The sequence below is a fragment of the Dyella sp. ASV21 genome, from assembly GCF_016428975.1.
Lineage (GTDB): Bacteria > Pseudomonadota > Gammaproteobacteria > Xanthomonadales > Rhodanobacteraceae > Dyella.
The window spans coordinates 58,854-84,211 of sequence record NZ_JAELTT010000005.1; the positions used below are offsets into that span (position 1 = coordinate 58,854).

A 25,358-nucleotide genomic window follows, 5' to 3' on the forward strand; every position below is an offset into this window, starting at 1 on the left:
TTCTCCTGAACTAGAAATACTGATAACGATGACGGTCGTGTGCCTTGGCCAAGCGTTGCTTGACCTCAGCGATGGTCTTGCCGCTGATGTGCGCGGCTATGCAGGGATGTGTGCGCCATTGGCTCTTCCAGCGACTGCGGAACAGCCGCCAGAGCCCGTCGTAGAAGACAAGGTGAGCCCTCTGTGGATGGATCACTGGCTCGACGTACGGTTTTGGTAGGCGCAGCCGGTACTGATGCGGCCTCAACTGAGGCCGCTTGCGTGAAAGCCTGCGTTGCATGGGGTTACCCCTGTGAGTTACGTGCGGACTGGCAATAGCGACCGTAGGCGGCCCAGTACCAGTGGCGTGGACGAAGCTGCTGCTTGTCCTCGATGAGCTGCTGTTCCTTCCACGCATGGAAGGTCATGGGCTCGCCGGCGTACCCACGTGCGTACGCATCCTGGTGCGCCTGGCTCAAGCGAGTGAGCTTGTTCGCAGCCCAGCCATAGGCCTTGTGCTCTGCACCCTTGCGATAGCACATCCGCAGCGGCGGGTTGTCGCTATCCCAGAGCGCCTGGTTCTCGGCGAAGTTGGGCTCAGCCATCTCACACCTCCATGTAGCCGGTGAGGGTGTAGGTGTCGATCCACTCTGCGTTGCAGGTGTTGCAGCCAATCTCCTGGGTGGCGCCGCCTTCATTGATGTCTACTTCGCTGCCTTCGACATCTTGGCTATGGCAGTACGGGCATTGGGTGCCGCGCACGGTGAGGTACTCCGATTGGGTCATGGCCATGGCTCATGCCCCCAACAAGGCGAGTTCGCCTTCCTGTGTCAGGAAGATCTTGCCGTGCTCATCGGTGGTGACGAGCTTTTGCTGGGTCAACGTGCCCCAGATCTGAATGCCCACGGGCTCGTGGTCATCCATGAAGTGCATCACAGATGCACCTCCGTTGGTGTTCTTCACGTACTGCAATGCACGTTTCGTTGTTGCGTTTACCATGGGTCAATCCTCCTTTCGTTGGGGGTCATCGGTCCCCCTGTTCAAGGGGCGACCGTATTCGTTGGTGATGTGTAGGCCGTGCTCCACGAGCGTCTTCCACAACAGGCGTGAGGGCCTGATATTGGTCGACGGGTCGGAAAGAGAGACGTTCTTCACGTACTGCATGGGCTTGGTGATTGCGCGGGCTGGCTCCGGCCAGTCGTCGTAGGGATCAAGCCGGTGGGTGTAGGCATCCATGCGTGTCAGGTGCGGTGGCCACACGATGGTGTTGGCCATGCTCGCGCAGTGGCTTCCCTTGGGTGCGCGACAGAGCGGGCAGTCCACCTTGATGATGGCTGCGCACTCGCGCTCGATGTCGTCCTGGTCGAGTGGACGTCCGGCAGAATCGCGCAGGTATTTGATGTTATGCGGCATCAGGCGGCGCCCTCATAAAGGTGTTATGCGAACCGAACGAGCGGCTGTCCTCCGGCGTCTGAAGTGGCAGGAGGGAAAGGACATCAAACTGGTACATCAATGTGCTCCGGTGCCCATAGGCAACTGCTTGTTTAGAGTGGAGCGTCCATGAGGTGCTGTGGTCACAGCACATATTCCGGTTCGGCCAGCTCGACGACTGCCTTGTTCCAGCAGTTGCCTTGCGTAGTGATGTGGTAACCCTGCGCGTAAGTACGCCCGCGCTTGTCCACCTTGTGGGTCAGGTGGAACCGGTTACCCATCTCGGCCATGAGGGCGATGGTGAAGAAGGAGTCCTTCTCGTAGCGCTCGAAGGCCTTGAGGCGCTTCTGGTAGTCCTCGAAGGTCTCGTCCGTCTTGGGCTTGTCGATGCTCTTCCAGCTATTGCGGATCTTCCGGACCACGTCCAGGTTGGCTCGCAGTGGGATCCGGTTGAACCGGTTGATGCTGTCCAGGCACAGATCGCCGTCATGATGGTTGTCCTTCAACAGCAGGCTGTCGTGGGTGACAGTGATGTAGCCCGAGCCGCGGTTGGAGGTGACCTCCAGCGGCGGGACGATCATGGGCGGCAGGTACTGGTACTGACGCAAGAGCTGCTGGGTATCAGCGTCGACGTCGAAGACCAGAATGAACTGCTCGGTGGTTGGGTCAAAGTCGACCAGGTCAGCATGAGCAGCTGCCTCCAGTGCGTTGGCCGTTTCCTGCAAGGAGCTGAAGTGACCCTTCATTAGGCCAATCATGGTGGGCACATTGGCCCGCTTGTGCAGGACCATCTGGCTCAGCAGATCGAGGGCGAACTCATGGTTGAGTCCGCTGCGCTCGATCGTGGCCAGCACGGTGGCGTCGGCGGTGAGCTCACGACGCAGCAGCGCAAAGGTCTGCTTGTCGTTGAACATCACCTCGAGCATTTTCTGGTTCTCGAAGTCCATCGTTGATACTCCCTGTTTGGTGAATAGGTGTGCGCCCAGGTCAGACCTGGTAGCGCACGATGTGTACGGGCTTGCCGAGCGTCTGCATGGTCTGCACCATGTGCTCGGTGCCGCGGGACTTGCCGTCCCAGAAGGCAATCAACTTGTCGGCGGTCTCGGCCATCTGCCTGTTGCGGATGAAGCCGGCGCCTTTGCCAAGACGATCCCAGTCAGCGGGGAACTTCTCGACCGGGTTGTCGTAGCGCTCGGTCCACAAGGTGTACGCGAGCATGTCTGCACCCCTGGCCATACCGCACACGAGCGTGCTGTCGTCGGCCATCCATCCGTGCTGTACGAGATGGGTGATGTGGTCGTGCATGAGTTCGATGTTTGCGAAGTCGCGTCCACCGGCCACGATGATTTTCATGGTTTAGGTTGCCTATAGTCAGAATGGGTCTTGGAGTTAACTGCTGGTATTTAGGTGTTGCGGTCTATCCCAGAGTGAAAAAGCACACCTCTGTCGATGTGCTGACAGAGGTGTACGTGGGACATCACGCAGCCTTCTTCCCGGCCAAGGTGGCCATAAGAGAGGCGACCAGCGGATTGCCTTCGGTGGTGCCGTGCTGCGCCGGCTCATTGCGGCGATACAGCTCAACCTGCAAGCAGTCGATCGGCTGACGGGCACCCGGCTCCATGGACGCAGCGTGCTTCTGGAGGGCTTCCAGCAGCGCGTTCTTCGTTTGGGCCAGATTGATCCAATCCTGGTTCGTGCCCTTGATGGCCTGCGGCTTCATGTCATCGAGAGCGAGGCCGACGGGCAGCGAGACGAACAGCGGCTCACCATCGGGACCATCAATCGTGATGCCGATGTTCAGCCAGAAATCGCTGTGCTTGCGATCGGCGATGGGCGTGACGTTGGCGGTAGCTGCGGCCTTGGCGGAAGCAGCGGCGACGTCATTGCGGAGGTTGTTCAGAACGGACATGGGCAGATCTCCTATTCAAGTGGGCAAGCACGGAATGCGCTTTGCTCCATCACGGGCGAAGCCCGACGCACGCAGCACGAAATAGGCGGCCCCCAGTCGAGCCGGGGACCGCCACATGCGCTACGCGCTTAGTTGAAGAGAGAGATCAGCCGGGACCATATGCCCTTGGTGCACCGATTCTGCTTGTACTGCCTCAAGTTCTTGCGAGCCCGCTGAGACTGGATCCTCAACGATTCTCTTGCAGCGATTGCCTCCCGCGAATGCTGTGCGTGCCAGTAAAATTCGGCATGGCGGCTCATTCCGGCCACCCAATAAAAGCGCACATCGCAGCAAAGGCGGCGAAATATATTACGACGCCTACACGCAGCCAAGCTGCGCGGCGACGTGCTTTGGTCGTAGACCTGTGATAGTGCTCGTTCAGCGAGACCGGGATGTAGTCTCGGCTCCGCTTACGACGGCGATTCCGAGTATCCCTTCGGAACAGACCCACTGTTGCAGTACGCATAAAGCTCTCCCGAAGTTAACTTTGAGACGCAGTTGTCCGGCACACGCAGAAACTGCGTATGGTTTAGAGACCCTTTAGATGAGGGTCATGAGTTTGTTGGAGTTGAGGAAGGTGGAGATGCAGCAGTACGAATACTGCTATCCAGCATCTCCCTGACCATCTCTCGCATGAGCGAGGTCGATGGTTACCATCCCAACTATCCCTAGAGGTCTATCTAGGGGTTGAGCCTTGCCACCCTTGCGGGTGGCTTGGCCAGTTATGCAGCTTGAGCTTCCACAGCAGCGACAGCGTTCTGGACCTGCTCGAGAGCCTTGTCGTAGGCAGCCTTGAGAGCGGCGTTGCCAGCGAGAGTCTTCTCACGCTCGACGATGCGAGATGCGATGGAGAAGGTGACTTCGTCGATGACAGCGACCTTGCGGTCTTCAGCGGATGCAGCGCTACGCAGACGGGTGTCAGCGAGCCAGTCGTTGGACTTGACGTTCATGACGTCGAACGCATTTCCCACAACCGTGACAGCAGTGGTGAAGGCGTTAGCAGTGGTGCCGACAGCACCGAACAGCAGAGCAGCGGACTGAGCAGCGGACTTGGTGACAGTAGCCATGGTGGTGATCCCTAGTGAGTTGAGTAGAGGCAGATGCCCAACACGGCCGAAGGCCAAAGGGGTACCCCTAGCCAAAACGAAATCGCAGATACCCGGGGGGGCGAAACGTGTTTTGTGTAAACGTGTGACGTGTACCCTGCACTGAGACATCTGCATCACCTGGTCAAAAACCGGATCGGCCTAGCCACCGGGGGTAGGTCCGCTTCGTGGGGGCGCACGTTAATGGAGTCCTCCACAAATATCCAGCATTGTTGTTGCTTCCTGGTTCCCGCCTGGCTACTCTGGCCACCTTCTTTCTTCCCTAGCGATAGGGTTCTTTCTTCAAAGGAGAGGGGGAGGGTCTTCTATAGAACAGGCTTCTATAGGGGGAGGGGGGATATGTAGAAAGAGCAGGATTTCTATACAGAACCGGGGGTTATATATGAGCAAGGAGTTCTGTATTAGGGCGGTTCTTTGGGCAGTAGTCCTAGTGTTTGTAGTGGCTTGGGTGGGTACAGTAATCCGGGGTTGATGGAGTCGTTGTTGCTCATCTAGGGTTAATGGGGAACCTACAGGATCCCTAAAGCCCATGTCCCATCAGTTGATGACGGTGGCCGACCTCAAGCAGGCGCTGCCGAAAGGTCTCCAGCACCAGGCCAATCAAGAGTTCGCTGACAAGGTGAACTCGATCGTGGCGGACCCGGAAGCGGCGGAAGAGGTGAGGAACAACTTCCTCACATACGCCAAGGTGCTGCAGGACGGGAAGTACAAGACCGAGGACTACTTGAACGCAGTCACGTACTGCACGTTCAAGATCATGGGCTACACCAACAAGGACGCCTACGCCAAGACGTTCGAGGATCGGTACAAGACCCTGGTCCTGCGTGGCGCCAGCGACAAGGACATCAGCGCCTACGTCGCCGCGTATCACAAGAACAAGCTGGTGAACCAGATCCTGGAGCAGGCCACGATCCCGACCTGGTTGCTCAACCAGGACGTGTTCCAGAAGGCGATCAATACCCAGCTCGAGCTGATGACGTCGGCTCAGTCGGAGAAGGTGCGCACGGACGCTGCCAACTCGCTGCTCACCCACCTGAAGCCGCCGGAGACCAAGAAGGTCGAGCTCGATGTGAGCGTGAAGAACCAGGGCGGTATCGCCGACCTGATGGCCACCATGGAGCAGCTGGCACAGACCCAGCTCTCCCTGATCCAGGGGGGCGCCAATGCGCGAGAGGTGGGGCGTACGCCGCTGCTGATCGAGGGCGAGGTGCGTGATGTGACTGCGGTGCCCGCCGTCTACAGCGGCCCGCCGGCACAGGCTGTGGCGCTCCCCCACGTCGGTCCCCCGGCCCAGGCCGTGCCGTTGCCTCACGTCATGCAGAGCACTTGCGTGCACGGCGTCGATACCCGCTTCCCCTGCGAGGTGTGCTCCAAGATCCCGGCCCAGAAGCCGAGCTTGTTCCCCGCGACCACGGCTGCGCCGGCGGTGGTGACGACCCAGCCCGTCGGATGCACATCGTGCTTCGGCAGTGGCACCACCATTACCGGCCAGCCGTGTGTCTGCGGCCTTGCACCCGCTGCCCGCCCGAGCATGTTCAGCGTGCCGGCGCCTGATCCCGAGCCGGCCGCACCGGAGAACAGCAGCCCGTTCGCCGGGCTCGAGGATCTGCGCACCGGTGGCGACTTCGAGTACCGGGAAGACGTGGTGCAGCCGAAGCAGCAGACCGTAGCGCTGTCGCTGTTCGATGGTGACTGGGCATGATGCTGCTCCTCCTGCTCCTCGCCGTGCACGCGCTGTGCGACTACCCGCTGCAGGGTGACTTCCTCAGCCGCGCCAAGAACCGAGCCAACCCGATTCCGGGTGTGCCGTGGTACCAGGCGCTGGGCGCGCATGCCCTGATCCATGGCGGTGCCGTGGCATTGCTCACCGGGATCTGGTGGCTGGGCGTGCTCGAGGTCGCCGCACACTTTGCGATCGACGACGCCAAATGCCGCGGGCGCCTGACCTTCAACCAGGACCAGGTGCTGCACGTGCTGTGCAAGGTGATCTGGTTCGCCGTCGTCTGGTGCATGGCATGAGTGCACTGCTGGCCCAGACGATCCGCGAGACCGTCCACAAGCGGCAGGACGTCGACACCTGGCTGGACCAGGTCGACTATGCCTGGCTCAACAACGGCAGCTACGTGCCGAGCGCTTTCGCGCTGAACTTCGTCAACTTCATCAAGCTGGTCAACGGCGGGGAAGGCGAGAGCCACCCCACACCTGTCGTGCACATGGCCATGCTCGACAAGCTGACGGGCAAGGACACACGCCTGGCCAACCTGGTCTTCCGTGGTTCCGGCAAGACCACACTGTTCATCGAGTACCTGTTCCTCTACATCGCCGTGTTTGGTGAGATCCCCGGGTTCGGCGACATCTCCGCGATGATCTACGTGTCGGACTCGATGGAGAACGGCGTTAAGTCGGCACGCAAGAACATTGAGTTCCGCTACCACAACTCAGCGTTCCTCCAGTATTGGTTGCCGGACGTCAAGTTCACCGACAACTACATTGAAGCGCGCAACCGCGACGGCCACCGTCTAGGCATGAAGATGTTCGGTGCCAAGACCGGTCTGCGCGGTACCAAGATCTTCGGTAAGCGTCCGGTGTTCTGCGTGCTCGACGACCTAGTCAGCGACGACGACTCCAAGTCCAAGGCCGCGATGCAGGCGATCAAGGACACGGTCTACAAGGGCGTGGACTACGCGCTCGATCCGACCCGCCGCAAGATCGTCTTCAACGGCACGCCTTTCAACAAGGGCGACATCCTGTACGAAGCGGTGGAGTCCGGCGGCTGGGTGGTCAACGTGTGGCCGGTGTGCGAGCGCTTCCCTTGTTCGCGCGAAGAGTTCCGCGGCGCCTGGGAAGAGCGCTTCAGCTATGACTTCGTGCTAGAGCAGTACAACCTGGCGGTGAGCACGGGTCAGCTGGCCAGCTTCCGTCAGGAGCTTCTGCTGCGCATCACCAGTGCTGAGGATCAGCTGGTTCCGGCCGAGGCGCTGCGCTGGTACAACCGTGCGAACCTGCTGGCCAACCGCTCGCGCTTCAACTTCTACATCACCACCGACTGGGCCACGAGTTCCAAGCAGGGCGCCGACTACACGGTGATCGTCGTGTGGGCACTGAACAACAATGGCGACTGGTTCCTGGTGGATGGCATCCGCCACCAGAAGACCATGGACAAGTCGCTGGATGAGCTGTTCCGCCTGGTCGCCATGTACCGACCCATGAACGTGGGTGTGGAAGTGACCGGTCAGCAGGGCGGCTTCGTACCGTGGATGCAGCAGGAGATGATGAACCGCAACGTGTGGTTCACCTTCGCCAGCTCGAACAACGGCAAGCAGCCGGGCGTGCGCCCCGACACCAACAAGCTGGCCCGCTTCCAGCTGGTGGTGCCCCTGTTCAACACCGGCAAGATCTACCTCCCCGAGGAGCTGCGCACCACCGAGTTCGTGGCGGCCGTCGTGGATGAGGTCACGCACGCTACCCCGGAAGGCTTCAAGTCCAAGAACGACGACTGCGCGGACAACATCAGCATGTTGCCGCTGCTGGGTGCGTGGAAGCCAAGCGAAGAAGCTCCGATGGCGCAGAAGGACGATCGCTGGGAAATCGACGATCCCGAGCCCGATGTCGGGGGCATGGCCGGGTACGTCGTCTAGTCCTCCATTAACCCGTCCATCTATACTTGTGGGGTCTCCATCTATTCGGACTGGGCCTGCCTCCATGAACCTGAGCGAGCTGCTGCAGAAGCTGTCGTACGGCCAGTTGTCCGAGCTGCCCATTGCGGGTGAGGGCACTGGTGTGGTGCCCGAAGCCAACATCCCCAAGCTGGTCGTCCGCATCAACGACGCCCTGGCGAAGCTATATGCCCGCTTCGACCTGCAGAAGCGCACGGTGATCCTGGAGACGGTAGACGGCGTGTACGCCTACCAGCTGGCGCCGCAGTTCGCCCAGACGTCGGGATCCAGCGAGCCGAACAAGTACCTGAAGGACACGGTGGCCAACCCGTTCCTGGACGACGTGCTGCAGGTGACCGCCATCCTGGCGAACCAGGCGGCGCTGCCCACCGATCCGAACTACATCACCACGCCGCGCCTGGATGAAAACGACTACATCCCAATGCCGCTGAACGATGTCGAGGATCGGCTGAGCTGGCACACCCTCAGCTTCGACACGCTGGCGATGGACTACCCCAAGACTGGGGACCGGTACTTCATCCAGTACCGCGCCAAGCATGCTCCGATCCCGCTCAAGCCTGACGACCTGGACAAGGTGCAGATCCGCATCCCGTCGCAGCTGGAGACCGCACTGCTCTCGCACATCGCAGGCAACGTCTACGCCGGCATGAGCATGGAGATGTCGCTGGCAAAGAGCCAGCAGCTGCTGGCGTTGTATGAGGCCGAGTGCAAGTTCCACGAGGAGCGTGACACCTTCACCCAGTTCAACGAGAGCGGCAATGTGAAGCCGCTGTTGGGTGGCTGGGTATGACGGCAAAGCTCGCCGGGGCGCCGGCGCTCGATGCTTACCTGCACCAGAGCTTCGAGGTCATCCAGTACGTCGCCGACAACATGCCGGCGATCAAGGCGGTGGCCGGTCACCTGACGCCGGTGGAAGACTTGGTCGACTTCAAGGCCACGATCGACGATCTGCACGCCAAGCTCGGCCTACTGGTGGAAGCCAGCGAGCTGATCATCCAGACGACGCCGGCCGGCATCCGGCTTCTCCTGGCTCCGGATGCGCCGTCGCAGCGCCTGGTCATGGGCCTCGGTAGCGCGTCGGTCAAGGATGCGAGCTACTTCGCCAAGACCACCGACTTCGATGCACTGTCGCGCTACGTCGGCGAGATCAAGCTGATCACCGACCAGCTGACCGAGGACTTGGCCAAGCGCGCCACCAAGGTGGAGCTCGATGCCGCGGTCGACGGGCTGCAGACCCAGATCACGGACCTGGCTGCGGTCGTGGCCTCCGGCGCGCGCATCAACGAGATCATCGAAGGCCTGGCCAAGGGTGAGTACACCGACTTGGTGAACTCGCAGATCTCGCTGCTCACCTCCCGCGTCAACGATGCCGAGGGCAATCTCGCTGGCCAGGCCATCACCATGGGCCAGCTGTCGAGCCAGGTGAAGACCAATGCCGGCGGCATCACTGCGCTGTCCCAGGACTTGGTGTCGCTGCGCACGCAGGTGAGCGACACGGAAGCGCAGCTGGCCGGCAACACCACGTCGATCCACGAACTGTCCGGCCGCACCGAGACGCTGGAAGGCAAGGTCACGACGCAGGCCGAGGATCTGACCCAGCTGTCGGCGAAAGCGGACAACCTGGCCAGCAACATCAGCGCGCAGAGTGATGCGCTGCATCAGCTGCAGACGTTCGCCAGCAATACCGACGGCGAGCAGAAGTCCACCGCCAACGAAGTGAGCCAGCTCGCCGGCCGCATCACGGTGGCGGAGGATGGGATCGCCGCTGGCGTTGAGGCGATGCACTCGCTGAGCACGGAGCTCGAGGCGACGCAGGCCGGGCTGTCGGCTGCCGCCACCGACGTCACCAAGCTGAAGGCCTCGATCACCGGTACCGGTAACTTGCTGCCGAACACTGCGTTCGAGGCGGACACCCGTGCCTGGACGTTCTTCTCGCACGGTACCGGATGGGTGGCCTCCCAGCTGAAGCTCAACCTGGATCCGACCCGGTTGCCGCCGGCGCTGAATGTGCTGAGCACGAGCGCCAATGGCGTGCCTTCGGGTACCGCCGGCATTCGCTCGCAGCGGATCCCGATCAGTGCGCAGACCAAATACATCCTGTCCGGCTACCTCGCTGCCGAGAACTGCACGTTCGCCATGGAGTGGCGCCTGTTCAACGCAGCGGGCGTGCAGGTCGGGCTAGGTGTGGTGGGGCAGGTCACCAACGTGGCGCCAGCCAACAACCTGGTAAACTGGGCTCGAGTGTTCAACGGCGTGCAGACCTCTGCTGACGCCGCAATGCTGGAAGTGCAGTTGTGGGTGACCAACTGCAATACCGCGCCGCCGAAAGTGTGGTTCCTCCGCCCGATGATGGAAGAGGCGGTCGGTACCCAGACGGAGCCAAGTCCGTGGGTGCCCGGGGTCAGTGGCCTCGAGGAGACCATGGCCACCGCGATCAACGAACTGACGGTGCGTGTCGAGTCGACCGAAGCGGGTCTGCTGGCCCAGGCCGAGAGTGTGACCAAGCTCCAGGCACGCATCGGCAACGTCGTGCACTGGCGAGTAGTGACCATCGCTGGTTCCGGCAATGCCGCTTCGGTGGGCGCTCCGCTTGAGCCGACCATCCGCGTGCTAGGCGATCCGAACGCGCTCGCTGCCTACACGTTCCAGCGTGGCCTGACGCTGATCCGCTTCAGCGCTAACGGTGAGATCGAAAGCGCCACGCGCTTCGACACGTATGCGAGCGTGACCGAGCGCCGCAACCTTACCGCTGCGCTCGAAGCGCTCGGCCCGAACGATGACTTCCTCCTGGTCAGCGAGAACAACCACGGCATCAAGGATGCGCCGCTCACCGCGGCGATGGAGCGCTGCGGCGCCAACCTCTTCTCCACGATCTCTGGTTCCACGCCGTATGCACTGCGTGGTCGTGGTGGCATCGGTAAGGGCGGTGGCATCGAGAACTTCCCGACCAGCGAGAACCAGTACATCGACTTCAGCCTCACCACCGTCAACGACAGGGTACAGGGACTCGGTGACCAGGCGGTGCTGTCGGGCGTGGCTGATGCCGTGCAGCAGATGTCCACGAAGGTAGAAGAGATCGCCGGCGAGATGACGGCGGTGGCTGCGGCCAACACAGCACTGAGTGCCCGCACCGATGGATCCGAAGCGGCCCTGGTCAATGAGCTGATCATCCGGGCGTCGCGCAACGCGCTGGTGACGAGCCAGGTCAACCTGATGGACAGCCGCCTCACCTCAGCAGAGACCGGGCTGACGGCAGCGGCCACCACGGTCGCAGGCTACGAGACGCGCATGACCAATGCCGAGGGTGCGATCTCTTCGCAAACGCAGAAGATCGACCACCTCAGCAACGTCGTTGATGGCGAGCTCGCCGGTACCAACGAGACGATCGCGGCACTGAGCTCGAAGGTAGACCGGCAGGGCGACACCATCACAGCGCAGGGCAGCTCGATCACCTCGCTAACCTCCAAGGTGGATGACTCGAAGACCGGACTGGCAGCGACGGCCTCGGGGCTGTCGGGGCTCACCACTCGGGTTAGCTCGGCCGAGGGATCGCTGAGCTCGCAGGCGACGCAGATCTCCAGCCTTGACACCAAGATCGGCAGCGTATCCACGTCGTTGTCCTCGGAATCCACGGCACGCGCTAGTGCTGACACAGCGCTCGGCAGCCGCATCGACACCCTGAAGACCACGGTCGATGGCAACACTGCGGCGATCACCGCGGAGCAGACGGCACGTGCCAATGGCGACTCGGCAAACGCCGCCAGCATCACCTCGTTGTCGACGACGGTGGGTGGGCACACCGCCAGCATCACGACCATGCAGCAAAGCATCGACGGTGTGCGAGCACGCGCCGGCGTCATGTTGGACGTGAACGGGCGAGTCACCGGTTGGTCGCTCAACAACGATGGAAAGTCCGGCACCTTCGACGTGGTGGCTGACCGTTTCAGTGTGAGCAACCCGGCGGGCGGTGATTCCCTCACCTGGACCGGTGGTGTGCAGATTGCGCGCTCGGGTGCCTACATGAAGGTGACCGGGCCTGGCTTCGGCAACGCCGGTCAGTTCATCGAATGGTACGGCCCGGTCATGCAGACGTGGCAGTGCTCGGAAGCCAATGCACTCTACTACCTGAAGAAGGATGGCTCGGCGTACTTCGGTGGATCGCTGTCGGCCGGCATTCTGAAAAACTCGATCGCCACTTCGATCGTGAGCAACACGGCACAGGTGGAGACCAGCCCGTTTGGTACCAACGGTCGCTCAAAGGTCATCGTGGCCTCGTTGTTCTACGGCGTCAACGGCACCGTCAATGGCAATGCTGCCGGCTACTACAACGGCTTGCAGACCGACGCCGTTATCACGCTCTATCGCAGCTATGCCGGCGGTGGTTGGCAGTGGATCAACGCGATCACTGTCTACGGCAGCTGCCAGGCCGACTACGACGGCGAGTTCAAGCGCACCAACATCACGCAGCGTCTGGATGGCGCCATCACCATGACTGACTCGCTCGGCGGCACGGGCACCTTCAACTATCTACTTCAGGTGAGCAACGCACATGGGTGGCCAACACAGATGGCCAACGGCAACACCGGCAACCAGCGTCTCACCATCGTCTCTACCGAATCGTGACCCCGGCTGCAGGAAAGGAACACGCATGAGTGCATATAGCGAACTGCAAGCCTGGTTGAAAGGCACGCCTACCGGCGGCCCGTACGGGGATGGCAGGTACCCGCTGACGGGTGCTGACGGCAAGACCTACCTGCTGCTGTGCCCGGCCGCTGACCAGCTGGCCCAGGACAACCTGGCGGTGGCGCCCATGACCTATGCCATTGCAGCGAAGGACTCGGCTGATGCAGCAGCAGCCTCTGCGGCGACCGCTGCCGCTTCGGAATCTGCGGCGGCCGGGTCTAAGTCAGCAGCTGCGGGTTCGGAGACAGCTGCGGCCGGTAGTGCCACTGCAGCGAAGACCTCCGAAACGAATGCCAAGACCTCGGAGGGCAATGCCAAAACGTCGGAAACGAATGCGAAGACCTCCGAGACCAACGCCAAGGCTTCGGAAACGGCGGCGGCTGCATCGAAGACCGCAGCGGCCACGAGTGAGTCGAATGCGCTCGCCTCGAAGAACGCAGCGGCCACATCGGCTACCAACGCAGGAACCAGTGAGACCAATGCTGCGGCGAGCAAGACGGCGGCTGCTGGATCGGCCACTGCCGCTGCAAACTCTGCATCCGCGGCTTCGGGCTCTGCTACTGCCGCTGCAAACTCTGCGGCAGCGGCCAGTGGGTCCGAGGGGCGGGCTAAGACGTCCGAGACCAACGCCAAGACCTCAGAGACGAACGCCAGCACGTCTGCCTCCAACTCAGCGGGCTCAGCTTCGGCTGCAAGCGTAAATGCTGGCAATGCCTCAGCATCCGCCACTCAGGCAGCGGCCTCAGCGTCAGCTGCCGCGAGCTCGACAGCTCTTGCTCAAAAGTGGGCTGAGAACGGCGTGGACATCGAAGTCACCTCGGGCATGTACTCGGCGAAGCATTGGGCGACCAAGGCGAAGACTTGGGTCCAGGGCGTTACGACGGTTGCTGGCCGCGCAGGGGATGTCGTCCTGGGCATTAGCGATGTGGTTAATCTACAGAGCGCGCTCGACGCCAAACTACCCAGCACAGGCGGCACGGTGACGGGCAACTTGATTATGAGTAATGCCAGCATCGCCGTGGTGAGCGGAGCGTACACAAGCTACCTGAGCGCAGACGCTTCTGGCGTCGTTGGCTTCATCAACAAGGCAAGGACTGCCTGGAACATGATGCTGGACGACTCTGGAACTGCGACGTTTCGCAGCGGAGTCATAGCAACCGGGGCGCTCCGTGCGAGCGGTTGGGGTGGTACGGCCACCGACGGCGTCATGTATTTTGGTTCCGGCGACTCGTACCTCTACAAGAACAGCGTTAACTTTACGTTCAAGAACGAGCAGGGTGGTTGGACGGCGACGTTGAATGCAGGCGGAACCATTTGGACGTCCCTCAACTTCAACCCAGCTAGCAAGTTGGATGCGCGAGGTAGCCTCGCTGTTAGCGGCTCAATTATCACCGACTGGAATAGTGCGGATACCAACGGCTGGTACATGGCGTCTGGTGCGGCAAACGCTCCTGGCAACGCCTGGTATATGGGGCGCGTCACGAAGCACAACGACGCGTGGATTCAGCAGGAGCTGTGGGACTTCACGAACATCGCCGAGACCGTCCGCTACCGCCGACACAAGCTAAGTGGTACGTGGGGGCCTTGGACAGGGCGCATGCGCTTCGATGGCAATGCTGATCCCGCGCTGGGTGAGGGCAATTGTGCTCTGGTAACCACCGGTTGGGGCGGCGGCGGCTGGAGCATGATCGACAACGGAGTGCATGGCCGCATCTACATGAATGCAGATGGCGGCATTCGTATCGGCTCCGGGGGCTCCGGCGCTGGCATCTCTGTGGGTCTCATCGTCTATAGCAACGGTATCCAAATCCCTGGCGCCCCGAGGATGGTCAACGAAGGCGGCGTGCTTCGCCTCGAAGGGCAGATGCGTTCCTATAACCGCTACCAGTCGCTGGCTAACGATGGCTCCCGCTGGGTGGAGAACCCGCGCGTCTTCGTTCAAGGCAATGATCCAGGTAACTCTGCTGGTGATGGCGATCTGTGGTTCTGGTAAATGGCTAACACTCGACGCTCAGGTGGTGGCTGGACCACCAACACAGTCAGCCGTCGGCGCAACGGTGGCGGATGGTCGGACATACAGAACGGCTACCGTCGCTCGGGCGGTGGCTGGGTTTTGATGTACTCCGCGCTATCTGCGTACGCCAACGGCACCACGGCCAGGTTCAGCATCGGCAATACGACAACCCCACGCACGAGGGTCATGTCGACGACCGCCACAGCGACTGCGAGCGGTGGCGGTACGATCACGTACAACTGGTGGATTACCGGGTACACGGGGGTGGGTAGCCCCTCGCTCAGTGGAATCAACTCAGCGTCGGTCTCGGTGTCAGGCACCATCACCTTGAACGAACCTGGCACGGTCTACCTCAACTGCACCGTGTCGAACGGCGGCTCTTCGGTGACCGTATCCACATCTGTTGCTTTCAGCTACTACAACACTGTCTAACGAAGACGAGGGACGTATGGCCTACATCGGTACCGAAACGGGTGACCTCACGACCGAAATCGTGGCACCAAAAATTGAAATCCAGTGGGACTCGGTCAAGCAGGATGGCCAGATCCTTTTCTACACACAGCGCCTGATGTCGCTCAACGGTGTACCGGTGGCCGCACAGGATCTAAACCACCTGATGATCGTGCCGGTGAAGGAGTTGCTACCGCGCAGCTTCAAGGTCGAGGGGCAGGACGCTGAGGGCAACTACTTCGCCATGGACGTGCCGACGACGCTGATGATGGGGTACATCAAGGCGTGCTTCGACACGTTGTACGAGGAGAAGATCGTCAACTATGTGCCGCCCACTGTGGCACCAGGCGCATTGCCCACCGAAGTACCTGCCGCAGAGTGATCCAAAGAAAAGCCCCTCATTCGAGGGGCTTCTTCTTTCACGGTGTGTGCGGTGGACTTAGTCCAAGTGCCCGGACGTACCCTTGCAGGTAGTCGAGCTTTTCTCGGTCGCTGATGATGTCGGCTCGCAAATCGAAAACAGCGTGTCGAGTTTCTGTACTGAGTTCGACGCCGGCAGCATCGCCCAGGCTGCCGGGGCCGCTGGCTTGGGAGCTGCTGGTTCCGCTTTGGGGGCACGTGGTGCCTGTGAGGCGCATCCGCTGAGCAACAGCAAGACTAGAACTGAGAGAAGCATTCGTGGTGAGCGCATCGCTTAGGGCCTTCGTTTTGGTGGTGTCGAGCTGGGTGAGTTGGTTCTGTAGATCCTGTGCCCTGGCCGACAGCTCGGTGAACCTGTTGATGTAGTCCGTCTGATCAGCGTACTTGGCCTGGAGATCAGCGAGCTCGTGGGCGGTACTTTGTGCCGCCGCTGTGTAGCTGCGGATGCCATACCCAGTACCAAGCCCGAGTAACAGAGTAACCAAGCTCACGATAAGCACGCTTCGTAGTGTCATGGCTGCAATTCCCTGGAAGATATTCGGGCCGCATCAGCATCGACCCGATGAACAACCCAACGTGGAACAGCGCCGCCAGCACATGCACGGGCTCGTTGGGGAAGAAGACCACCGTGATCACCTGGCGACCGACGTAGATGGCTGCCAGGAACAGCAGCAAGCGATAACCCCAACGGGACTCCTGTCGATCTTTGTCGCTGAAGAACAGCAGACGGATGCAGAGGAGAGCGTTGGCACTGGCGAATAGAAGAGTCCAGACATTCACTTGGTTTGGTCTCCCGACTTCCGCGTCCATAGGTACGTGGGGTTATCCCGAAACCACCCCAGCATGTTGATGATGCAAGCCGCGGCGATGAGCGCGCCGAAGCCTTCGGGTACCTCTGCGGTGATCCGCACCATGGACAAAAGCTCGCTGACGACCTTGGCGACGGTGTGCGCCCCCAGCAGGCCGACCAGGAAGGCCACGATGAAATAGAGCACCCACTGCCACTTGGGCTTGTTCGTTGCCCCCAGCAGGAAGATCACGGAGCCTGCAAAGGCACCGAGAACGACCTCTGGGGCCAAGGCACTTAGGAAGGTCAGATACGTGATCCCCACAGCAACAGGGACTGCCTCCTGGTTCATCTCGTTCACGTTCATCAAGCACCCCTGCGCGAAGAAAGCCGGCTCCAACAACAACCGACTGTCTCATGGTAATTGATGGAGTCCGTACGGGTCTTCCCACCCACCCCATGCAGCGCGCAGCTTGGCCAGCTCTTCGGGCTCCGGTGCGGCGTTTGGTTTGACCTTGATCTGTACCAGGGGGGAGCGCACGCAGCCGTGTCCGCCACGGCTCAGGCGCAGAGTGAGGTCCATGCCGTAGAGGGTGGGGAACTCTGGATCAAACCCTCCAACTTCGAGGAACTTTCGGGTGTCCACCAGGAGGCAAGTTGGAGAGAGCATCGACACCGAATGTAGGACGGTGATCTGGTTGAAATTTCCGCGAATGTTCCACGGGGATCCATCCAACAATGCCCCGGGATCTGCCAGGTGAGTGGGGGTGATCGTCATGCCACCCACCGCGGTCACTCCCGGCAGCAGGCTGGCGCCGATCAAATGCTTGAGCCAGTCCTTGCTGATGGGCTCGCCCCGCAGGAACAGGATCAGCTGCGTGTCGGCCAGTGAGGCTTCCTGGTTCAGCGCCTCTGGTGTCTTGCCTGCCGTGTCGATGAAGGTGAGGGACGGCGGCACCTCTACCGGGATACGGATGTCGAGTGTGCCGTTGAGCTGCTTGATCCTGGCGAAGATCCCCAGCCGCTCGAAGTGCCGACGGACAGCATCGAGGTCATAGCGGGGCAGGTAGGGGCTGATGCGCGGATCGTCGCTGCGCTCGGTCATCCGATTGCGGTGCCGGCGATAGAGCCTGGCCGGCGTGTAGGCGAAGCCGCTGATGCCCTCTGCCTCCAGCAATCGCAGGTAGATGTCGTGTGTGGGGCAGTCCGATGCCAACCGATCGAAGCCGCCGGCCGTGATGAGCAAGCTCTTCTGGATCAAGGCGAGATCCTGCAGGTACTCCTCCGACTTCAGCCGGATCGGGTCAGGTGGTCCCTTGGCGGTCTGTAGGGAGATCTGCCCCCAGGTCCCCAGCGCTTCCTGGTCCGAGTAGATGACCCGGGCACCCGGGTTGTTGGCGATGGCAGTGGCCATGGCCTCGAGTGCTCCGGGGATGAGCTGGTCGTGCTGACCCAGGAAGGCGACCCAGTCGCCCAGCGTGTCGAGCAGGGCATTGCACGACCAGGCCAAGAGTTCACCTTCCGGCCGCACCTCCACCCGGACGGTGGGCTGACCCTCGGCCAGCCGCTGCGCTATCGCGAAGTCACCGGGGGAATGGTTGCTGACCACCAGCACGAGCTCCCAGTCATGGCTGGTCTGGGCCAGAACGCTGGCCAACATCCGCTCGAACAGCATCGGGTTGGGGCTCTGGACTCGCACAAGGATGCTGACCGTCTGCATCAATTTCTCCGAATTGGTGGAGTTTCCGTATAAACTCCTCCATCAATACTACCGACTTGCCTGCAGAGAGTCCTTCATGGCCGAAAACGCGCAGCCCATCAATGCACAAGGCCAGCCGGCACAGAAGCTGACGAACTGGGTCAAGGAACCGGACTTGGCCATGCTGAAGGCTGATCTGGAAGCGGCCAAGCCGACTCAGAAATCCCAGATGTCCAAGATCGCGGTGTGGCTGGATCACCTCAACATCACCGGTGACGCCAAGATCAAGCCGCGTACAGGGCGCTCTTCGGTGCAGCCGAAGCTGATCCGCAAGCAGGCCGAGTGGCGCTACTCCTCGTTGAGCGAGCCGTTCCTGTCGACGGACAAGCTCTTCACCGTCAGCCCGGTGAGCTGGGAAGACCAGGCTGCCGCCGAGCAGAACGAGATGGTGCTGAACTGGCAGTTCCGCACCAAGCTCAACAGTGTGGCCTTCGTCGATGAGTTCGTCCGCACCTGTGTGGACGAGGGCACCGTGGCTGTGCGTGTGGCCTGGGACCGCGAGACCAAGATGGAAAAGGTCATGGCGCCGGTCTACCAGTACCTGCCGATGCAGGATCCGGATCAGATCCAGGCGCTGCAGCAGGCCATGCAGATGGAGGAGGAGAACCCGAACGAGTTCTTGAACCTTCCGCCGGAGATCATCGAGTCGGTGCGCTACTCCATGGAAGTGGGTGCGCCGCACCGCGCCGAAAAGATCGGCGAACAGGAAGTGGAGCAGGAAAAGGTCGTCCGAAATGAGCCGACGGTCGAGGTGATCAACATCAACAACCTCATCGTTGATGTGACCTGCGGCAGCGATCCGAACAAGGCCATGTTCATGGCCTACAGCGATGAAGTGACTCGCGGCTACCTGCGCAGCGACAAGCGCTTCAAGAACCTCGACGCGGTGAACTGGGGCAACAGCATCCTGGCCGAACCGGACCATGTGACCAAGGGTCCGCAGGAGGTCAACTTCAAGGATGACTCCCGCCAGAAGGTGATCCTCAACGAGTGGTATGGCCTGTACGACATCGAGGGCAATGGCCAATTGGTTCCGATCTACTGCGCGTGGATCGGCAACACGATGGTCCGCTGCGAAGAGAACCCGTATCCGGATGGCAAGCCGCCGTACGTGATCATCCCGTACCTGCCGCAGAAGCGGTCGATCTACGGTGAGCCGGACGGCGCCCTGCTGATCGACAACCAGAAGATTGTCGGCGCCGTCACCCGCGGCATGATCGACACGATGGCCCGCAGCGCCAACGGTCAGCGCGGCATGGCCAAGAGCATGTTGGACATCCCGAACAAGCGTCGCTTCGACGCTGGCCAGGATTACGAGTTCAATCCGAACGTCCACCCGTCCAACGGCATCGTCGAGCACAAGTTCCCAGAGATCCCTGGTTCCGCCATGGGCATGGTGCAGATGATGAACGGTGAGGCCGAGTCGCTCACCGGTGTGAAGACGTTCTCGGATGGTGGCCTCAATGGCAATGCACTCGGCGCCACCGCTACCGGCGCCAAGGGTGTGCTGTCCGCCGCCAGCACGCGCGAGATGGGCATCCTCCGTCGTCTGGCCAAGGGCATGTCGATCATCGGCGCCAAGATCGTTGCCATGAACCAGGAGTTCATGAGCGAAGAAGAAGTGATCCGCGTCACCAACGAGAAGTTCGTGACCGTGCGCCGCGAAGATCTGAAGGGTTCCTTCGACCTGAAGGTGACGATCGCCACCACCGACGAAGACAACGCCAAGGCGCAGGGCCTGGAGTTCATGCTTCAGACCACTGGTCAGTCCATGGATCCGAACGAGCGCCGGATGGTGATGGCCGAGATTGCACGCCTCCGTCGTATGCCGGAGCTGGCGCACTCGTTCAAGACCTATCAGCCGCAGCCCGATCCGATCCAGCAGCAGATCCAGCAGCTCGAGATCGAGAAGCTGCAGAAGGAAATTGCTCTCCTCGATGCCAAGGCTGCCGAAGCTGCCGCACTCGCACAGCGCTCCGGTGCGCAGGCTCGCAACCTCGATGCCGGTACCGACAAGACCAACCTCGACTTCGTCGAGCAGCAGACGGGCACTGCCCATGCACGCCGCATGGATGAGCTCGCGCAGCAGGCCGACGCGAACCAGAACCTCGCCATCACGAAGGGCATCCTCGCCCAGCGTCCTGACGGTGCACACCATCCCGATAACCCCACGCCGGATGCCCCGACCAGGGACAACCTGCTGGAGGCCTTCGGCTACCACCAGCTCACCAAGAGCCAATCGCAGCATCCCTCCCTGTAACCACGTCTCTATCCAGAGGAAACGATGAACGACCTTCAGTCCCAGATCCAGCAAGTGGAAGTGTCCCTCGAAGAAGCTGAGCGCATCGCAGCGTTCGGGGAAGCACTCAACCGCCTGGAGAACAACCGCGACTTCCAGACGGTGATTCTCGAAGGCTACTTCCAGAAAGAGGCTTCCCGCCTGGTGATGCTCACCGGCGAGATCAACCTCAAGCCCGAGCAGAAGGAAGCCGTCTACGCCGGCATCCGCGGTATCGCTGAACTGCGTCAGTTCTTCATTGCCCGCCGCACGGCAGGGCAGATGGCTGCCAAGGAAATCCTCGATTTCAAGGAAGCCCTCGATGAAATGCGGGAAGAGGCTTAATCCATGACGATCAACACTGAAACGCAGGCGACCGAAGCCAATTACTTCGCCATGTCCGATGACGAGGTCATGGGCATGATGCCGCCGACCAAGACGGTTCCGGCTGAAGTGGTCGAGACGAAGGAAGAGGTGGTTGATCCAGCCGCGGTCGTTACTGACCCGGTCGTGGATCCTGCCTCTGTCGTGACCGATCCCGTCGTCGAGGATCCGACCGTCGTCAAGGATCCCGTAGTGGATCCGGCGACGAAGACGGACCCGGCACCGAAAGAGGATGCCACCACCACGACAACGGATCCGGTCGAGCCGAAGGAGGACGAGCCGACCGCTGTCGAGGAGATCGACTACAAGGGTTCCTACGAAAAGATCATGGCCCCGTTCAAGGCCAATGGTAAGGACATCCAGCTGCAGTCGCCGGACGAGGCGATCAAGTTGATGCAGATGGGCGCCAACTACACGAAGAAGATGCAGGCTTTACAGCCCGCGCTTCGCGTAGTTAGGATGCTGGAGAACAACCAGTTGTTGGACGAGTCCAAGCTCTCCTACCTGATCGACTTGCATCAGCGGAAGCCGGAAGCGATCCAGAAACTGCTGGTGGACAGCAAGTTCGATCCGCTCTCCGCCGACGTTGAAAAAGCTGCAGCATACGTGCCCGGTGACCACCGCGTTAGCGAGACCGAGATCCAGTTCCAGACCGTGTTGGACGACGTTGAGTCCACCCCAACCGGACCCGCACTGATCGCCGAAGTCGCTCAACAGTGGGACGCTGATAGCCGGCAAGCTTTGTTCAAGGATCCGCGACTCCTCGCGGAGATCAACAACCAGAAGGCCAGTGGCCTCTACGGTGTGATCTCCACCGAGCTCGAGCGCCGCAAAGTCCTTGGTGAGTTCCAGGGTGTTCCGTTCCTTGCCGCCTACGAAGTCGTAGGCAAAGACCTCCAGGCCAAGGGCCTGCTGGCTCCCAAGCCCACGGAAGCACCTCGGCAGGATCCCCCCGTCACTCGTGTCGTTGCCCCCGCTCCGCAGGTGGCCAACAACGATCGTGCGCGTGCAGCCATGCCGACCAAGGTCACCCCCACGCCGTCGAAGGAAGAGTTCAATCCGCTGGCTCAGTCGGATGAAGAGTTCTTGAAGTCGATGCAGGGGCGCCTCTAACCACAAACCTTTCCGCCCCGTCAGTACGTCCAAGGAAGCCAACACATGAAGTACAACGATCCCGCCGGTGGTACTCCGTCCTCGATCGGCCCGCAGCACATCACTGCGTTCCACCTCAAGAAGGCCATCGTCACTGCCCGTAAGGAGCAGTATTTCACCCAGCTCGCTGACGTGAAGAACATGCCGAAGAACTTCGGCAAGACGATGAACGTGTTCGAGTACATCCCGCTGCTCGATGCGCGCAACGTCAATGACCAGGGCCTCGACGCCGCTGGTGCCACGATTGCCAACGGCAACCTGTACGGCTCCAGCAAGGACATCGGCACCATCATGGGCAAGCTGCCCACGCTGACCGAGAACGGTGGCCGCGTTAACCGCGTCGGCTTCACCCGTATCCTGCGCGAAGGTTCCATCCACAAGATGGGCTTCTTCACCGAGTTCACCCAGGAACAGCTGGACTTCGACTCGGACGAAGAGCTGTTCGGTCACATCTCCACCGAGCTGCTGAACGGCGCGGTGCAGATCTCCGAAGCGCTGCTGCAGAAGGATCTGCTGCTGAGTGCCGGTACCGTCGTGTACTCGGGCGCTGCCACCAGCAACGCCACCATGACTGCGGAAGGCGCCACCCCGTCGGTGGTGGACTACAAGCTGCTGTCGCGTCTGGATCAGATCCTCAACGACAACCGCACACCGAAGCAGACCAAGGTGATCACTGGTTCGCGCTTGATCGACACCCGCACTATCGCGTCGGGTCGCGTCATGTATATCGGCTCCGAGCTCCAGTGGACCTTCGAGACGATGAAGGATCCGTTCGGCAACCAGGCGTTCATCCCGGTGCAGAAGTACGCCGACGCCGGCAACGTGCTGGAAGGCGAGATCGGTACCGTCGGTCACTTCCGCATCATCGTGGTGCCCGAGATGCTGAGCTGGGCGGGTGCTGGTGCAGCGGTCACGGCGAACCCGGGCTACCGCGCCACGAACAACAAGTACGACGTGTTCCCGATGCTGGTGGTCGGTGACGACTCGTTCTCGACCATCGGTTTCCAGACCGACGGCAAGACGGTGAAGTTCAAGATCACCACCAAGATGCCGGGTGAAGCCACTGCGGATCGCAACGACCCGTACGGCGAAATGGGCTTCAGCTCCATCAAGTGGTACTACGGCACGCTCGTGTACCGCCCGGAGCGTCTCGCCCTGGCCAAGTCGGTGGCCACGATCTAACCTCCAACAATCATTGTTGGAGTGCAGTAAGATGGAGGGGCCGGCTGTCCGGCCCCTCTTTTTATTCCACCAACGAGAACACCAGAATGTCGGAAGAACTGACTCTCCTGAAAGAGCGTGCGACGGCGATGGGTATTGCCTACTCGCCGAACATTGGCCTGGAGGCCCTGAAGGCCAAGGTCAACGCCAAGCTGAACTCGGAAGATGAAACCGCCGGCCATGGCGAAGGTACGGGTGAGAGCGAAGCGGAAACCGCTGCAGCTCCCCCGGCACCAGCAGCCAAGCCGCAAAAGGCTGACAAGCCGGCACGTGAACCGACGGCCGCGGAAGCGCTGCAGGCCGAGACCATGAAGCAGCATGCCGAGCAGATGAAGCTGGTCCGCATCCGTGTGACCAACCTCAACCCGGCCAAGAAGGATCTGCGCGGTGAGATCTTCACCGTGGCCAACGCCATCCTCGGCACGGTGCGCAAGTTCGTCCCTTACGGCGAAGACACCGACAACGGCTACCACGTTCCGCAGATCATCTACAACGAACTCAAGGAAAAGAAGTTCGTGTCGGTGAAGACCAAGAAGGGCGAACACGGTCAGATGCACGTGGAGCAGCGCCTGGTTCCCGAGTTCGCACTCGAAGTGCTGCCACCCCTGACCAAGGAAGAGCTGAACCAGTTGGCACGCCAGCAGGCTGCTGCACAGGGGCTGGACTGATCCAGTCCGCCCCCCTGACCTGACCCCATCGGAGACGCCGCGTGTCCCAGACCACCACCATCCCTGTCGTTGCCGACGAAGCCAACCAGCTGTTCACTGCATTGGCCGGCGACCTGAAGGTCAACCTGGATCTTCCTGATCTGGTTCTGCCGACTGATTTCCAGATGCCCCCGGAAGCGGACAATCCCGCTTACACGGTGCTGGAACCCATCACGGTCGAGCAGCTGACGACGAAGGATGTGGCGGGCACCGGCGTCTTCGATGCGCTCATGGCCACGATCAACACTCACCTGGTGGCCCAGTTCGAGAAGGGCCGCATCACCGGTGGTGACTACGCCAAGTCGTACACCGGCGCCATCACCGCGGCCATGCAGTTTGGTGTGCAGTTCCTCCTGGGCAAGGACCAGGCGTACCTGCAGAACCTCCAGACGCAGGCCAATATCCAGCTGGCTCAGGCACAGAAGGTGCGTGCGCTGGCCGACATCCAGGTCGCTCGTGCACAGGTCCAGCAGATGGCCTTCACGTCGATCGAGATGCGCTTCAAGGCGTACACCGCCCGCAATGAATATGCCGGCTCAAAGATGCGCCTGGTGACCGACTACAACGGCATCCTGACCTCCGAGGCGCAGGCCAAGCTCATCACCGAGCAGGTCGACAGCGCTCGTGCAGAGACCAAGGACACCCTGCAGGACGGCAAGCCGATCATGGGTGTCGTTGGCATGAAGAAGGCCATCATGGAGGCCGAGCAGCAGACGGCGCTCGAGCAGCTCGATGTGGCCCGTGCCCAGACCAAGGACACCTTGCTCGATGGCTCGCCGATCAGCGGTATCACCGCCGTCGACAAGGCGTTCAAGGAAGCGCAGCAGATCCAGATGGAACACCAGGGCCAGCTCACCCTGGAGCAGGTCGAGACGCAGCGTGCGCAGACCCGTGACACGCTCACCACTGGCCAGGCGATCGGCGGCCTGCTGGGCGTCGAGAAGCAGACCAAGGTCGCAGCGCTGAGCCTGGTCACCGAGCAGGTGGAGACCCAGCGTGCCCAGACGTGGGACAACCACACGAACGGCCAGACCATCACCGGCATTCTGGCAGCCGAGAAGGCGCTCAAGAACAACCAGGCCAAGCTGGTGCTGGAGCAGTACGAGACTCAGCGTGGCCAGACTCGCGGCACCTTGTCGACCGGCGAGCAGGTCGGCGGTGTGCTCGGTGCACAGACGAAGCTCTACAACCAGCAGGTCATCTCGTACCAGCGTGATGCTGAGTCGAAGTACGCCAAGCTCCTGCTCGATACCTGGACGGCTCGCAAGACGATCGACGAGGGTGTGGCTGTGCCGGGCAACATCGACACGCCGGCGATCAACAGCATGATCCAGACCTATCGAAACAACCTGCAGCTGTAAC

At 61.1% G+C, this 25,358-nt stretch carries 27 protein-coding genes; 14 read left to right on the forward strand and 13 right to left on the reverse strand.

Annotated features, from left to right (window positions below; genetic code table 11):
• Nucleotides 1-10 precede the first annotated feature (10 nt).
• From JHD67_RS03075 to JHD67_RS03115, 9 genes are all read right to left on the reverse strand, one after another.
• The gene (locus JHD67_RS03075) at nt 11-196 is read right to left on the reverse strand and encodes a hypothetical protein (RefSeq protein WP_199097176.1); all 186 of its coding nucleotides are present in this window, start codon (nt 194-196) and stop codon (nt 11-13) included.
• Nucleotides 197-284: 88 nt separating this feature from the next.
• Nucleotides 285-584, reverse strand: coding sequence for a hypothetical protein (locus JHD67_RS03080; RefSeq protein ID WP_199097177.1), 300 nt, complete (start codon nt 582-584; stop codon nt 285-287).
• Nucleotide 585: 1 nt separating this feature from the next.
• Nucleotides 586-765: a hypothetical protein gene (locus JHD67_RS03085; RefSeq protein ID WP_199097179.1), complete on the reverse strand. Its 180-nt coding sequence runs from the start codon at nt 763-765 to the stop codon at nt 586-588.
• Nucleotides 766-774: 9 nt separating this feature from the next.
• Entirely contained in the window at nt 775-978 is a 204-nt protein-coding gene (locus tag JHD67_RS03090; RefSeq protein ID WP_199097181.1) for a hypothetical protein, read from the reverse strand.
• A 3-nt stretch (nt 979-981) separates the two neighbouring features.
• Nucleotides 982-1,392, reverse strand: coding sequence for a hypothetical protein (locus tag JHD67_RS03095; RefSeq protein WP_199097183.1), 411 nt, complete (start codon nt 1,390-1,392; stop codon nt 982-984).
• A gap of 161 nt (nt 1,393-1,553) precedes the next feature.
• The gene (locus JHD67_RS03100; protein WP_199097185.1) at nt 1,554-2,357 is read right to left on the reverse strand and encodes a hypothetical protein; all 804 of its coding nucleotides are present in this window, start codon (nt 2,355-2,357) and stop codon (nt 1,554-1,556) included.
• A gap of 40 nt (nt 2,358-2,397) precedes the next feature.
• Nucleotides 2,398-2,763 (reverse strand): SLOG family protein, encoded by a 366-nt coding sequence (locus JHD67_RS03105; protein WP_199097187.1) that lies wholly within the window; start codon nt 2,761-2,763, stop codon nt 2,398-2,400.
• A 124-nt stretch (nt 2,764-2,887) separates the two neighbouring features.
• Nucleotides 2,888-3,319: a hypothetical protein gene (locus tag JHD67_RS03110; protein ID WP_199097189.1), complete on the reverse strand. Its 432-nt coding sequence runs from the start codon at nt 3,317-3,319 to the stop codon at nt 2,888-2,890.
• A 761-nt stretch (nt 3,320-4,080) separates the two neighbouring features.
• Nucleotides 4,081-4,425, reverse strand: a complete 345-nt coding sequence (locus JHD67_RS03115; protein WP_199097191.1) for a hypothetical protein — start codon at nt 4,423-4,425, stop codon at nt 4,081-4,083.
• A gap of 568 nt (nt 4,426-4,993) precedes the next feature.
• Here JHD67_RS03115 and JHD67_RS03120 point away from each other — a divergent pair.
• From JHD67_RS03120 to JHD67_RS03145, 6 genes are all read left to right on the forward strand, one after another.
• Nucleotides 4,994-6,166 carry a hypothetical protein gene (locus tag JHD67_RS03120; RefSeq protein WP_199097193.1) on the forward strand — a complete coding sequence of 391 codons (1,173 nt, stop codon included), beginning with the start codon at nt 4,994-4,996 and terminating at the stop codon, nt 6,164-6,166.
• Nucleotides 6,163-6,483 (forward strand): DUF3307 domain-containing protein, encoded by a 321-nt coding sequence (locus JHD67_RS03125; RefSeq protein ID WP_199097195.1) that lies wholly within the window; start codon nt 6,163-6,165, stop codon nt 6,481-6,483. The genes JHD67_RS03120 and JHD67_RS03125 overlap by 4 nt, the downstream gene beginning before the upstream one ends.
• The gene (locus JHD67_RS03130) at nt 6,480-8,102 is read left to right on the forward strand and encodes a hypothetical protein (RefSeq protein WP_199097197.1); all 1,623 of its coding nucleotides are present in this window, start codon (nt 6,480-6,482) and stop codon (nt 8,100-8,102) included. Before JHD67_RS03125 ends, JHD67_RS03130 begins: the two co-directional genes overlap by 4 nt.
• Before the next feature lie 64 nt (nt 8,103-8,166).
• Complete coding sequence (locus JHD67_RS03135; RefSeq protein WP_199097199.1) at nt 8,167-8,931, forward strand: hypothetical protein; 765 nt, start codon at nt 8,167-8,169, stop codon at nt 8,929-8,931.
• The gene (locus tag JHD67_RS03140) at nt 8,928-12,764 is read left to right on the forward strand and encodes a methyl-accepting chemotaxis protein (protein WP_199097201.1); all 3,837 of its coding nucleotides are present in this window, start codon (nt 8,928-8,930) and stop codon (nt 12,762-12,764) included. The genes JHD67_RS03135 and JHD67_RS03140 overlap by 4 nt, the downstream gene beginning before the upstream one ends.
• Before the next feature lie 25 nt (nt 12,765-12,789).
• On the forward strand, nt 12,790-14,817 hold the full coding sequence (locus JHD67_RS03145; protein WP_199097203.1) for a pyocin knob domain-containing protein: 2,028 nt from the start codon (nt 12,790-12,792) through the stop codon (nt 14,815-14,817).
• Between the two features lie 92 nt (nt 14,818-14,909).
• Here JHD67_RS03145 and JHD67_RS03150 read toward each other — a convergent pair whose 3' ends face one another.
• Nucleotides 14,910-15,164: a hypothetical protein gene (locus tag JHD67_RS03150; RefSeq protein ID WP_199097205.1), complete on the reverse strand. Its 255-nt coding sequence runs from the start codon at nt 15,162-15,164 to the stop codon at nt 14,910-14,912.
• Nucleotides 15,165-15,286: 122 nt separating this feature from the next.
• Here JHD67_RS03150 and JHD67_RS03155 point away from each other — a divergent pair, with 122 nt between their 5' ends.
• Complete coding sequence (locus tag JHD67_RS03155; RefSeq protein ID WP_199097207.1) at nt 15,287-15,670, forward strand: hypothetical protein; 384 nt, start codon at nt 15,287-15,289, stop codon at nt 15,668-15,670.
• Nucleotides 15,671-15,707: 37 nt separating this feature from the next.
• Here JHD67_RS03155 and JHD67_RS22245 read toward each other — a convergent pair whose 3' ends face one another.
• Nucleotides 15,708-16,223: a lysis system i-spanin subunit Rz gene (locus JHD67_RS22245; RefSeq protein WP_304487898.1), complete on the reverse strand. Its 516-nt coding sequence runs from the start codon at nt 16,221-16,223 to the stop codon at nt 15,708-15,710.
• On the opposite strand from JHD67_RS22245, the gene JHD67_RS22250 reads away from it, so the two are divergent.
• The gene (locus JHD67_RS22250; protein ID WP_233171600.1) at nt 16,222-16,470 is read left to right on the forward strand and encodes a hypothetical protein; all 249 of its coding nucleotides are present in this window, start codon (nt 16,222-16,224) and stop codon (nt 16,468-16,470) included. The two genes, JHD67_RS22245 and JHD67_RS22250, sit on opposite strands and share 2 nt — an antisense overlap.
• Nucleotides 16,471-16,484: 14 nt before the next feature.
• Here the strand turns inward: JHD67_RS22250 and JHD67_RS03170 are convergent, their stop codons facing one another.
• The gene (locus JHD67_RS03170) at nt 16,485-16,862 is read right to left on the reverse strand and encodes a putative holin (protein ID WP_199097213.1); all 378 of its coding nucleotides are present in this window, start codon (nt 16,860-16,862) and stop codon (nt 16,485-16,487) included.
• 48 nt (nt 16,863-16,910) lie between these two features.
• Nucleotides 16,911-18,215, reverse strand: a complete 1,305-nt coding sequence (locus JHD67_RS03175; RefSeq protein WP_199097215.1) for a glycosyltransferase — start codon at nt 18,213-18,215, stop codon at nt 16,911-16,913.
• Between the two features lie 76 nt (nt 18,216-18,291).
• Between JHD67_RS03175 and JHD67_RS03180 the strand changes: the two genes are divergently transcribed.
• The 6 genes from JHD67_RS03180 to JHD67_RS03205 all read left to right on the forward strand — a co-directional run bounded on the left by JHD67_RS03180 (nt 18,292) and on the right by JHD67_RS03205 (nt 25,357).
• Nucleotides 18,292-20,514 carry a hypothetical protein gene (locus tag JHD67_RS03180; RefSeq protein ID WP_199097217.1) on the forward strand — a complete coding sequence of 741 codons (2,223 nt, stop codon included), beginning with the start codon at nt 18,292-18,294 and terminating at the stop codon, nt 20,512-20,514.
• A 24-nt stretch (nt 20,515-20,538) separates the two neighbouring features.
• Nucleotides 20,539-20,877 (forward strand): hypothetical protein, encoded by a 339-nt coding sequence (locus JHD67_RS03185; protein WP_199097219.1) that lies wholly within the window; start codon nt 20,539-20,541, stop codon nt 20,875-20,877.
• Nucleotides 20,878-20,880: 3 nt separating this feature from the next.
• Nucleotides 20,881-22,029: a hypothetical protein gene (locus tag JHD67_RS03190; RefSeq protein ID WP_199097221.1), complete on the forward strand. Its 1,149-nt coding sequence runs from the start codon at nt 20,881-20,883 to the stop codon at nt 22,027-22,029.
• 45 nt (nt 22,030-22,074) lie between these two features.
• The gene (locus JHD67_RS03195) at nt 22,075-23,250 is read left to right on the forward strand and encodes a N4-gp56 family major capsid protein (protein WP_199097223.1); all 1,176 of its coding nucleotides are present in this window, start codon (nt 22,075-22,077) and stop codon (nt 23,248-23,250) included.
• 86 nt (nt 23,251-23,336) lie between these two features.
• Nucleotides 23,337-23,957, forward strand: coding sequence for a hypothetical protein (locus tag JHD67_RS03200; RefSeq protein WP_199097225.1), 621 nt, complete (start codon nt 23,337-23,339; stop codon nt 23,955-23,957).
• A gap of 41 nt (nt 23,958-23,998) precedes the next feature.
• A complete protein-coding gene (locus JHD67_RS03205; protein WP_199097227.1) occupies nt 23,999-25,357 on the forward strand; it encodes a hypothetical protein in 1,359 nt (452 codons plus the stop codon).
• Nucleotide 25,358: the final 1 nt, after the last annotated feature.